The 12032-nt window shown below is 65.6% G+C and carries 5 protein-coding genes; all 5 read right to left on the bottom strand.

Annotated features, from left to right (window positions below; all coding sequences use genetic code 11):
- Positions 1–4343, bottom strand: a 4343-nt coding sequence (locus FS767_RS18905; protein ID WP_144967418.1) for a YDG domain-containing protein, incomplete at its 3' end; no start/stop codon positions are given.
- 43 nt (positions 4344–4386) lie between these two features.
- Positions 4387–6159, bottom strand: a complete 1773-nt coding sequence (locus FS767_RS18900) for a ShlB/FhaC/HecB family hemolysin secretion/activation protein (RefSeq protein WP_144967416.1) — start codon at positions 6157–6159, stop codon at positions 4387–4389.
- Positions 6160–6328: 169 nt separating this feature from the next.
- Complete coding sequence (locus FS767_RS18895; protein WP_144967414.1) at positions 6329–8638, bottom strand: TonB-dependent receptor; 2310 nt, start codon at positions 8636–8638, stop codon at positions 6329–6331.
- On the bottom strand, positions 8635–10992 hold the full coding sequence (locus FS767_RS18890; protein ID WP_144967412.1) for an ATP-binding protein: 2358 nt from the start codon (positions 10990–10992) through the stop codon (positions 8635–8637). The genes FS767_RS18895 and FS767_RS18890 overlap by 4 nt, the downstream gene beginning before the upstream one ends.
- Entirely contained in the window at positions 10989–11771 is a 783-nt protein-coding gene (locus FS767_RS18885) for a response regulator (protein WP_144967410.1), read from the bottom strand. The genes FS767_RS18890 and FS767_RS18885 overlap by 4 nt, the downstream gene beginning before the upstream one ends.
- Between the last annotated feature and the right edge of the window lie 261 nt (positions 11772–12032).

Raw genomic sequence — 12032 nt, 5'->3', positions numbered from 1 at the left:
GTTACGGATTTTTGGGTACCAGCGTTCTTATCGACGAATGTACCTGTGGTACCCGTACCGGTTACCTTGCCTTCGTCACCATCAACGACGCCGACTAGGTCCAGATCGCTCAGTTGCGCAGTGGTGCCACCGTCATAGACCTTGCTGGCCACCTCGGCCTTACCGGTCAGGACCTTGCGATCGATGTTGGCCTTGCCAATTCCAGCAGTGGTGTCGAAGCGGTAGTTGCCTGCCTCTTCGCCGGTGAGGGCAACGCCTGAACCGATCACCGTCTTGCCGGTGCCCGCGTTCTTGTCGACGAATGCGCCCGTGGTGCCGGCGCCCGTCACCTTGCCCTGGTCGCCATCGACCACGCCAACCAGGTTCAGGTCGCTCAACTGGGCAGTGGTGCCACCGTCATAGACCTTATTGGCCACCTCGGCCTTGCCGGTCAGGACCTTGCGATCAATGTTGGCCTTGCCGATTTCCGCCGTGGTATCGAAGCTGTAGTTGCGCGCTTCTTCACCGGTCAGGGCAATGCCGGAACCGATGACGGACTTGTTGCTGCCTGCGTTCTTGTCCACGAACGCGCCGGTGTTGCCGGTGCTGGTGACCTTGCCTTCGTCGCCGTCGACCAGACCTACCAGGTCAAGGTCGCCAAGCGTGGCAGTGGTGCCACCGTCGTACACCTTGTCCGCCACTTCGGCCATGCCGGTCAGCACCTTGCGCGCGATGCTGGCCACGCTGTTGGCGGTGGTATCGAGCAGGGTGTAGTTGCCGGCTTCGTCGCCGCTCAGGCCCATCTCGCTCAGCATCACGGCCTTGTTGCTGCCCGCGTTCTTGTCGGCGAACAGGGCTTTGTCCGAGTGACCCGCGACTTTGCCCTGGTCCGCGGCGATCACGCCTTGCAGCTCGATACCGGTCACCGAGGCATTGCGGCCTCCGTCATAGGTCTTGTCGGCAACGGCCACCTGTCCGACCGTAATGCCCTTTGGCGTAATCGATGCCTGGCCTGTCAGCGCAACGCCGCTCAGGTCCACTTCATAGTTGTTGGCATCGGCGCCGAGCAGTTGCAGCCCGCTCACCTCGACGGTCTTGCCATTGCCCGCATTCTTGTCGCTGAAGGCGCCATTGCCTGAGGCGTGCAGCTGATCACCGTCCACCAGGTTATCGAAGGCCACGTCGGTCACTTCGGCGACTCGCGTGCCATCGTAGACCTTGTCGCTGACCTGCGCTGCGCCATTGCCGCCGTTGGAGAGCGCCAGCTTGCGCTTGTCGATGACGCCGATGTCAGCTGACGCGGTGTCGGACTCCAGTTGATAGCCGTAGACCTTCACCTGGCCATTGGTGGCTTCGCCAATGGCGATGCCCGTGGCACTGACGTTCTTGCCGGCACCTGCCTGTTTGTCGTCATAGACCGCGTTGCCGCCGGGGGCGATGACGAAATCGACCTGGTCGCCATCGATGGCACCGGTGCTGGTGTAGTTGCCAGCCCCCAGGGACGCCTGGTTGTTGCCGTCGTAGGTCTTGCGCACTTCACCGGTCAGGCCGACCTTGACCACGGGCGCCACTTTGTAGATGTGACCATTACCGCTGGCTTGCGCGATGGTGTCGCCGAACTGGGTGTTGTACTGCTTGAAATCCACCGCCAGGCCGTTGCGAATGTCCTGCTGTGGCGACGTGGAGTAGGTCAGCCAGCGCCCGGCACTGTTGGTGCTGAGCAGGGCGTTGGCACCAGCGTTGTTGTAGAAGTTGCGGGCCGCCGCCAGGACGACCGCGTCGCCGCTGCCATTGGCCTGCACACTGCCACCTGTACCGATGACCACATCGCCCACACCGGCCTTGCCGATCACGTGGCCAGTGGCGCTGCTGTTGCGCAGCGCGCCGTCAACGCGCAGCTCACCATTGAGCAAGGTCAGGTTGTTGTTGGCATTGAAGCTGAAACCGCTGCTGTTGACGGTGGTGATGCCCGTGCCGTCGGCGCGGCCGATGGTCAGGTTGCGGATGTTGTCGAGCTTGCCAAGGGTATCGGCGGTGGCAATGCCGTCGGTGCCATCGAGGGCGATATTGGTCGCGGCCAGCCAGGGCTCCAGGGCGATGCTCGCCGTGGAGACGTTCTGCAGGCGGGCCTGGGTGAAGTCGATGTTGGTCGCCCGCAGGGTCAAGGCGCGATCGCCCGTGTCGAGTTTGACGGTGCTGCTGAAGTTGATATTGCCGTCGGTGTGGATCGAGGCGCCGCCGAGCATGGTCAGCGGCGTGGTGAAGTTCACGTCGCCGCTGAGACTGAGCAGGCCGCCCAGGCGTTTTTCACCCGTGGAGCCACCCAACGCGCTGGCGCCCATGGCATCGCCGAAGTACAGGCGACCGCTGCCCAGCGTGACGTCGCCATTGAGGGTGGCGATGCTTTCGGGGTAGCTGGTAGTGCCGAAGGACAGGTACAGGTTGCCGCCATGGGTGTTGATGGGAGTGTCGATGGTCAACGCGCCCCGCCCGCCGTTGTCCGAGTCGCTGGACAGGCGCACGTAGCCGCCCTGGGTGGTCAGCGAGCCGGCGATGGTCAGGCCGTCTGCCCCGAGCAGGGTGATACTGCCGGCACCTGGGCTACCGGAGCCCGCCGAGTTGACGTTGTGTACAGGCAAGGCCGCCACGTCCGGGTTTGCCCCGGTGCCATGCGCGATCAGGTTGGCGACGTTGCTGATGCTGCCGGTACCGGTGCCGCCGGACTGGAAGTACAGGCTGCCGGTGCCGGACACCTCGATGGTGTTGTTGGCATTGTCGAAGCGAATGGCGCTGTTGCTGTTGGAGCGGTTGCCCGCCTCGACCCGCAGGCTGACGTTGTCCTGCATCGTGATGGTGCCATCGCCACCGTTTTGCAACAGGTCGGCGAAGGTGATGATGCCGGTGGCGGTCATCAACACGTTGGCTGCCTGGGCTTCCAGGGTTTTTTCGTAGACGGTGATATCGCCGCTGCCGGCCGACCAGTCACCACTGACCCCGGAACCACCCGAGACGGTGATGTTGGTTGGGTCGAGCAGCAGGTCACCGGTGCGGCCCTGGCTGGCTCGCGCGTCGGTGGCGCCGTCGTAGCGCAAGGTCTGCTTGCCGGAGACTTCAGCCTTGCCACCGTCACCGCCCTGCTCGCCCCCGCGCACGGCAACGCGGCCGGCGAAGCGGTTGTCCTGGTCGGACCAGGCGACGACGGTGCCGCCGTCGCCCTTGACCGTGGCGTTGGCCTGCAGGCGTGATGCCTTGTCCACATCCACCTGTTGCGCATGGCGCACGCTGGCGTCCTGGCCTTGCCAGCCCCCGCCGACCTTGATCGTGCCACCACCCTGCGCGCCGTCGGCAGTGAGCGTGGCCCCTTGCACCGTCACCTTCTCACCGGTCACGACGATGTCGCCGCCTTTGCCCTGCCCCGAGGACACATCGAGGGTGCCGGCCACCTGGGTCAGCCCGCCATCGGTATCGCCATCCAGGACGATGCGCCCGTTACGGGCCACCAGGCTGTGCGCCTCGATCACGCCCGTGTTGTTCACCACGCTGCTGATGGCCGCATCGGCCGAACGGGCGCTAAGGGTGACCCTGCCGCCGTCAGCACTGATGTGCCCATCGTTCTTCACCAGCGCGTCAAGTACGCCGCGCTCGACGTTGACACTGACCAGGCCGTCGCCCTGGAAGTCCAGGCTGACCTTGTCACCGGCAGCCATGACCGTGCTGCCGCCCGGGGTGCTGATCGACCCCGAGTTGCTGACCTGCGGCCCGATAAGGGCAACCATCGAGCCTTGTGCGGCACGGATTTCACCCTGGTTGACCACGGCGCCTGCGTTGGCACCGCCGGTCAGGCGTGCCTTGCCCGCCATGAAGTCGGCATCGGTCATTTGCAGCGACGAGGCCAGCAGGCCGCCAACGTTCACCTGGGCGCCCTTGCCGATCACCACCCCGTTGGGGTTGAGCAGCCAGACTTGCCCGTTGGCGTCGAGCTTGCCGAGAATCTGGCTGGCGTTGCCGCCGCCGACCACCCGGTTCAGGGCGATGCTCTGGGTATTGGGCTGGTCGAAGCGGACCGAGGCATCGGCGCCGATGTCGAAGCTGTTCCACTGGGTGACCATCTTGTCGGAGGTCTGGTGGATATTCATGTGATTGCCGCTTTGGCTGATGCTACCGGTACCGGCGACGATGTCGCCTGCGGTCGGCAATGGCCCTGCACAAGCCAGGCCGCTGCCCAACAGCCCCAGTGCCGCCAGTACGCCGACCACGCCGCCGCGCTTGCCGCGGGCAGTGGATGTTTCGGCAACCGCCACGAAGGCCTGGGCGGTGTCGCTCCAGACCAGGCGGTAGACATGGTTCAACGATGCGCTTTTCATAAGCTGTTCCTCAAAAAGGTATCAGTGCCCGCCGGGGCGATTGTCAGAACGCCACGGAGGCTTGAATCCATGCGCGCCAGTCGCTGGAGCGGCTGTCGGCGTCCAGCCCATTGACGCTACGGCCAGGGTTGTCACCCAGGGTGCGAGCCACCGCCGTACGCAGGGTCCAGCGGTCGAACCAGACGTTCACCCCAGCGCCCACCGCATTGAGGTCGTAGCGGTTGCGCCCGGTCGCGTTGTTCTCCGAGCCCTGCCAGCGGTCCTGGTGCAGCCAGACCCTGCCGGTGTCGAGGAAGCCGAGCGCTTGCACGCGCAGCTGGGGAATGCCGGTGTCGATCATGCGGCGCACTTCGAGGGTGCCCAACCAGCCGTGGTCGCCCGCTGCCTCACCGATGGGGTAGGCGCGCACGCCAGCCGGGCCGCCGAGGAGGAATTTCTCGGCCGAATCCAGGTTCTGGTCGGCCCACTGGGCCGACAAGCCGGCGTACAGGCTCCAGTCACTGCCGGCGCCCAGGTTCTGCAAGCGCGACACACGCAGGTTGACCTTCTCGAAGCGCCCGTCGCTGCCGGCTGTACGGGCATCGGCGAACTCATCGGCGCGGTTGCCGCTCAGGTCCAGCTTGCCCAGGGTCAGGCTCACCCCGGCATCGGTTACACCACCGCTGGCGAAGTCGTCGAAACGGTTGCCGCTCAGCCCAAAGGTGAAGTTATCCAGGCTCCGGTCGCGCAGGTTGCTGCCCAGGGCGCGGTCTTCCAGCGCCTTGTGCTCGTAGCCGGCGGTCACGTACAGGTTTTGCAGGCGCGAGCGGATCAGCGGGTAGCTCAGGCCGATCGATGCGGTACGGGCATTGCCGCGCAGGTCGAGCGAGCGGAACTGCTGCTGATCGACGTCATAGCGCAGGTAGGATGCACCGACCTGCAGGCGCAGGCCCGACGGCGTCAAGGGCAAGCTGTAGCTGGCGCCGAAGATGTCGCTGCCGGTGGTCTTGCTGGCCCCGAGTGTGAGTTGATCGCCAATGCCCAGCGGGTCGTTGAGGCTCACCTGGGCGTTGAGGCGGGCAGTGCCCGTGCTGCGGTTGCCGTAGTTGTCGGCCGAAACGCCACCGCTGACCAGTTGCCCGGCCTTGGCATCGACCAGCAGGCGGCTGGTGCCTGGCTGGGTACCACGCTCCAGCGCCGAACGGGCGCTGACGCCTGGCTGATCGTTGATCAGCAGCAGGGCCCGCTCCAGGTCTTCGGCGCGCAGCACTTCGCCTTCGGGCAATGCCGAAGCGGCGATGGCCCGCAGGCGTTCAGGGTTGCTGCGGGTGGTGCCACCTACCTCGATTCGCTGCTTGCCCGATTCCAGCCGTCCTTGCATCAAGGCGATTTCCAGCACGCCGTCGGTCAGGTCCTGGCGCGGCAGGTAGGCACGCGCCAGCACGTAGCCGCGACCGCGCAGGTAGCGGGTCAGGGCATCGGCGATCTGCTGCAGGCCGGCGTGGTCCAGGGTCTTGCCAAGCACCGGCTTGACCCGCGCTTGCAGGTCTTCTTTCTGGGCCAGGGCGATATCGCCGCTAAAGCGCACGGCTGTCAGGGTCACGCGCAATGCCGAATCGGCGATCTGGCGGGTTTCGGTGGGCAATTCGAAGGCCGGTGGCGGCTCGGTGGACTGTGGCTCGGCAGGTACGGTCTGCTGGTACTCGTTGAGCAACTGGCCCGCGTTAGGCAGGGTCGCGGCACAGACGTAAGGGGCGCACGCCGTGCTCGCCATGATCAGGGACCAGCGCACCAGTGGCCAGCCGGATCGCACGGACGTCGGGAAGGAACTTTGCATCGAGGAACTCACTCCATGAAAACCAGAGGATCATCCGCACCTGCGCAGGCTGACCGGATGAGTAACCCCGAGAGTGTTCCCGTTTCCCAACTGTCGCACTTTTGCCAGAACACCCGAAACCTTTGCCAGACCGGATGCCCTCAACATTTCGTTTAACCAGGAGCGCCGGTCAGTGCTTCCAGCGCACCGTCACCCCTGCCGTGCGCTGCTGCCCCGGCAAAGCGGCATAGTCCCCCGCGCCCAACTGCGCCGAGATGGCCGTGACATACTCGGTATCGAAGGCATTGCGCAGCCAGCCAGTCACCTCCCAGCCCGTCCTGACCTGGCGTAGCCCCAGGCGCAGGTCGGCCAGGCCGTAGCTGTCGATCTGGCTGCCCTGCCCACCTTCAAGGCTGCCCTGGTAGCCGCTACGCCAGCTGTAGTCCACACCAGCGAAGGCCTCCAGGCCTTGCCCGAGCGGTACGCGCTGCTCGACGCCCGCCGACGCACTCCACGGCGGCGCATTGAACAGCCGCTGACCGCTCAGGTCACACTGGCTTGCCAACTGTCCGGTACTGCATGGCCCATTTTTGAAGTCGCGGTAGCGGGCATCGCTTAAGGCCAAGGCCAGGTGTAGGTCCAGATGGTCAGTGGGTCGCACCAGCGCCTGGACCTCGATGCCGCGCAGGCGCACCTTGGGCACGTTGATCAGGTTGTCGCGCAACGGAGGTGAATACAGATCGACCGGCGGGCTGGTCGTCAGCGCCTGGTAGTTGCGCACCTCGGTCTGGTACAGCGCCAGCCCCAGCTCAAGGCGACTCTGCCAGAAACGGCTACGCAGCCCGGCTTCCCAGCTGGAGGCCCGCTCACTGTCGTAGCGAGGCGGCACGCGCCCGCTGATCACGTCCAGGTTGAAACCACCGGCCTTGAAGCCGCTGCTCCACCCCACATACAGGTCGTTGTGGGCGTCGAGCGCGTAGTCGAGCAGCACGCGCCCGGTCAACGCTTCGTCGCTGCGGGCCTCCTTGCGCTGGTAATCGGAGCCCAGCGCGACGCCCCGCAGCAACTGCCCGCCGGTGCGTGACACCAGGTCGGTGCCCAGCGGCGACAACCCTTCTACCTGACGTTCGATGCTGGCCTGCTTGCGCTCGCGGCTGTAGCGCGCGCCGTAGGTCACCTTCAGCCGTTCGCTGGCCTGCCAGTCCAGTTCACCGAACACCGCCTGGGCCTGTGCTTGCTGTCGCGCCTGGCCACGCTGCCAGGCGCCGTCGAGCAGCGACGCTGGCACTTGCCGCGGGGTTAGCCTGAGCAAGCGCGCTTCGGGCCGGTCACCGATGAAGAAGGCCGCTGCGTCCGGGCCGAAACCCACATCCAGCCCACGGTCGAAACGCTGGTCCAGGTAATAGGCGCCCACTCGGTATGCCAAGGCATCGGTGAGCTGCGCGTCGAAGCGCACTTCCTGGCTGAATTGGCGGTGCTTGAGGGCCAGATCGGTGGTAGCGATGGCCAGGCCCAGGTTGTCGCCATCCTGCCGGGCCGCATAGCGCCAGTCCCGGTAACCGGTGATGCTGGTGAGCGTGGCACGCTCGCCCAGCGTGCGCGACGCCACGAATGTGAGGCCGTGCTGCTCGGAATGCTGGGTGCCTGGCTGATCCTGATCGATGCGGCGCCTGGCCGGATCGGCTGGCAGCAGCGGGTACTTCATGAAGGCCGCCCGTTGTCGGGTTTGCGCGCTGTAATGGGAGGCCGGCAGTACGGCGGCGCGTTGGTCGGCCTGCACGGTGTCGAGCATCAGGCGCAGGGACGTGGCGTCGTCCGGCAGCACCTGGAGTTGCCCGCGTGCGCCTTGGCGATCCTGGTCGTTGTAGCGCCTGGCGTCGCGCACATTGTCGATGTCGCCGTCGGCGCGCACGTCAAAGGCACTCAGGCTGCCGGCCACTCGGTCGCTCACAGGGCCGGAGGCGGCCGCGCGGGCTTCGCGCTGGCCCCGTTCGCCCAGGCCCAGTTCGGCCTGGGCCGCCGGTTGCCAGGTTGGCGCGAAGGTGTGCAGGTGGATCGAACCGGCCGTGCTGCCACGTCCCCCGGCCGTGCCTTCGGGACCACGTTGCACATCGATGCGTTCGAGGTCGGTGAAGTCGGTCAGGCTCATACCCGCCCGGCCCAGATACACCTCGTCGAGGTAGACGCCGACACTGCCTTCCAGGCCATCGTTGAAACCACTGGCGCCCAGGCCCCGCAGCCCGTAGCTGGCATAGCGGAGGTTGGGGTCGGAAACCAGCAACGACGGCACGCGTCCGGCTAACGTGGCGGGGCTGTGCACCTCGGCGGCTTCCAGCGCGCGGGCGGCGAAGGTGGTGAGGTTGGGCGGTACGGTGCGCTCGTCCGCTGCTGGCGCCTGGACCATGACGCTGTCGAGCGCAACGCCGTCGGCTGCAGCGCACGCGTCGAACGCTGCCAGCAGCACGACGCAGGGCCAGGTGTGCGGGCGGTACGCGCTCATGAACGCTGGGCCCGGCCGCCCAGCAGCCTGTCGAGGGTGGCAAGGATGTCGCGGCTATCGGCCGGCTTGAGCAGTGCCGCATCGAACTCCAGCCCAGCCGTGGCGCAGCCTGGCCGTGGTGGCGCAGCGGAGTACAGCACCACGGGCAACGACGGCCAGCCCTGGCGGATGTGGGCCAGCAACTGCCAGCCGTCCATGTTGGGCATCATCTGGTCGCACATCACCACGTCCACCGCATCGTCGTGCAGCGCCTGCACGGCCTGCACGCCATCGGCCGCGGTGGTGACATCGAAGCCGTAACCGGTCAACAGGTCGTTCAGGGACGCCAGGCCCTCGGGTTGATCATCGACCAGCAACACTCGGCCGACGTGCTCGGGCATGGGGGCATGCCCCTCGATGAAGGCCAAGTCCAGCGCCTGCTCGTCGCCGATGGCCAGCGACAACTCGAAACTGAAACAACTGCCCTGGGCCGGCTGGCTCTGCACATGCAAGGTGCTGCCCATGGCCTGCAGCAACTGGGTGACGATCGACAGCCCCAGCCCGCTGCCCGTGGCCGGCTGCGCATTGCTGCCGCGACGAAACGGCAGCAGGACCTGATCCAGCTCGGCGCCTGCGATACCCATGCCGGTGTCGCGAACCTCGAAACGCAACCTGACCTGCCCGTCGTCCATGCCGAGGTTTTCCACGGACAGGCTGATCAGCCCGTGCGCGGTGAATTTGGCCGCATTACCCAGCAGGTTCAGCACCACCTGACGCAGCCGGCGGAAATCGGCCGTGACGACGACGGGCAAGGGCGAAGGCAGGTGGTACTCGAACCGATTATGGTGACGCTGCGCCAGGTCGGCGCCTTCGGTCGCCAACTCCTGGATGAAGGCATAGACGTAGCCCGGCACCGGCTCGATCTGCACCTGCCTGAAACTGTCGCGGGAGAATTCGATCAGCTCGTCGATCAGTGCCAATTGCTGACGCGCCTGGCGCTCGATGCGCTGGGCGTGGGCGCCTTCGGGGCTGTCCTGCAATGCCTTGGCATGGTCCAAAATGCCCACCAGTGGCGAGCGCAGGTCATGGCTGATACGCGCCAGCAGGCTGCTGCGGTCCAGCAAGGCGGTGTGCAGCTCTTTGGTACGCAGGGCGACGGTCTGTTCCAGGCGTTCGTTCTCGGCCTGCTGCGCTTTGTACAGGGCACGCCGGGCGGTGCGTTCGCGCTGACGGCTGCTTCTGACCACCATGATCAACGAGCACGTCAGGAAGAACACGCCCCCCAGGCTTGAGGACAGGCTGTAGAAGGTGCTGCGTTCCTGCCAGGGCAGGTCTTCAAGACGCAGCACATAACGGGCCAGGCACTGCGCCGCCAGCGACCCCACCACTACCCAGGCCAGCCAGTTGTAGTTCAGACGCTTCCACCACCCCCAGCAGAACGCGACGATCACCACCGGGTACATCAGTTTCAGCAACCAGTAGACGACCGCGCGACCGGCGACGGCGTCCACCACCATTCCGTACAGCCAGGCTGCGACGTAACCGAACAGCAGCAGGCTGAACAGCGCCCCCACCCACCGGGACAGTTCGCGGACGCGTAGCAGTTCGCGCAAATAGGCCAGAAAGGCCATGAACGACACCGCAGCCAACACGCTCGTCAGCGCGCTGGACCAGGACAAGGCTTGCGGCCAATACAGCAGGTAACCGCTGATCAGGCAGGCCAAGCCTGCATAGCTGCCTACTGCCACCGCGTGCAGCAGCAACAGGCGTGACCGGAAGATCCAGCTGACCAGCAAGCTGAACGGCACTACCAGCAGGACGATGCCCAAGGCGATGCCGTCATGGAAATAGGTACGCTCGCGGTCTTTGTGCAACGCCGCATCGGTCCAGACATGGGGGTTGAGCAGCAAGGCGTTGGTACTGCTGACCCGCGCCAGCACCGTCTTGCCCTCCCGCGGTTCGAGCGTTATGGGAAACGCCGGCTGGCGCTCCTTGGCCGCCCAGCGCTCCAGCGGGTAGTCACTGCCGCCAACCAGCGTCTGCCAGCCCGAGAGCGCCGGCACGAAGACTTGCAGGTTTTCCAGCCGGGGCTCGCCCAACGTCAGCCAGCACTGCACGCGGTTCGCCGACGGGTTGACCACCGGCAGGCGCAGCCAAATGGCCGAGCGCGTCGGCACCTGCGGAACCACTTGGTTCAAAGAGCCGAAGCGCTGCGGTGCCAGGGCGGCCACCTGCTCGACAGACAGCAGGCCGTGCGGGTCTTCCAACGCCCCTGCCCCGCTCGCCAGGTGTTGTTGCGCCACCTCGCACGGCCCGGCAAATGTCCACGCGCTGATGAACCACAACACCAGCAGGTGCCAGCGCACACGCTTCATTCGGTGGATGTTCGAGTGGCAGCCTGGTTGCGAAACTCCCGAGGCGTCATGCCGCTGTATTCACGAAACGCCGTGGCGAAGTTGCCGGCGGCGCTGAAGCCCACATGGGCGGCGATGTCCTGCACGCTCATGTCGCTGGTGGCCAGCAACGCCTGCCCCGCCCGCAGGCGGGCGCCGCGCGCGAAGGCGAAGACCGTGGTGTTCAAATGCTGGCGAAACAGCAAGGACAAGCGCTTGCTATTGGTGCCCACCGCCTCGGCCAGGGCATCGAGTGACGGCAGTGCGTCCAGGTGCTCGTCGATAAATCGCATGGCCGCGCGCAGCACGAGCTGATCGCTGTCCACGGCGTCGCCGCCTGTACCGGCATCGGCACCGGTCTGGCGCCAGGTCAGTTGCAGGTGAATGCGAATCCGGGCGATGACTTCGGCGGGCTGGTAGGGCTTGACCACATAGTCCACCCCACCCAGGCTCAGGCCTTCTAGCCGGTGCTCCAGCTGGCTGGCAGAGGTGAGAAAGATGATGGGTACATCGCGGGTCACCGGCGACTCGCGCAGCAGCCGACTAACCGAGAACCCGTTCATTCTGGGCATGTGCACGTCCAGCACGATCAGGTCGGGCCGCAGCGCCAGGGCCCGCTGAAAACCTTGATGCGGTTCATGGCACACCGACAGCTTCCAGGGTTGCGTGCTGAGCTGGGCCAGCAGCGGGCGCAGGTCTTCGGGGGAATCGTCGATCAACAATAGGTGTGGCTTACGTGCCACTTTCAAGCCCTCGGGCATTGTTGTTATCCCATGTAATCATTCACTTCACCCGTGTCAGGCACGCGCTGGCTTGGGCTTGTAGGGTGCGGCGCAGAGCGGGTAATACGGGTGCAGGCGCTGGAAGAGAGGCTCTGACTGGCGTGCGAAACCGAACCGGTGCGCTGCGACGGGGCGCAGTATGATCAAAATTTGTGCTGTGGACAACGCGTGAACATGCTCGGCGGTACCCTGCTTGTAAGCGCAGCGCAGTGTTGCTAGTGTCGGGCAATGCTCATCTAC

The sequence above is a fragment of the Pseudomonas sp. DE0010 genome (assembly GCF_007680745.1).
GTDB lineage: Bacteria > Pseudomonadota > Gammaproteobacteria > Pseudomonadales > Pseudomonadaceae > Aquipseudomonas > Aquipseudomonas parafulva_B.
The sequence above is the reverse complement of the archived record's forward strand: the minus strand, read 5'-3'. Positions and strand labels throughout refer to the sequence as shown.

Coding starts and splice junctions, on each gene's coding strand:
- FS767_RS18895 (WP_144967414.1), bottom strand. CDS start 8,638: ATGAGCGCGTACCGCCCGCACACCTGGCCCTGCGTCGTGCTGCTGGCA.
- FS767_RS18890 (WP_144967412.1), bottom strand. CDS start 10,992: ATGAAGCGTGTGCGCTGGCACCTGCTGGTGTTGTGGTTCATCAGCGCG.
- FS767_RS18885 (WP_144967410.1), bottom strand. CDS start 11,771: ATGCCCGAGGGCTTGAAAGTGGCACGTAAGCCACACCTATTGTTGATC.
- FS767_RS18900 (WP_144967416.1), bottom strand. CDS start 6,159: ATGCAAAGTTCCTTCCCGACGTCCGTGCGATCCGGCTGGCCACTGGTG.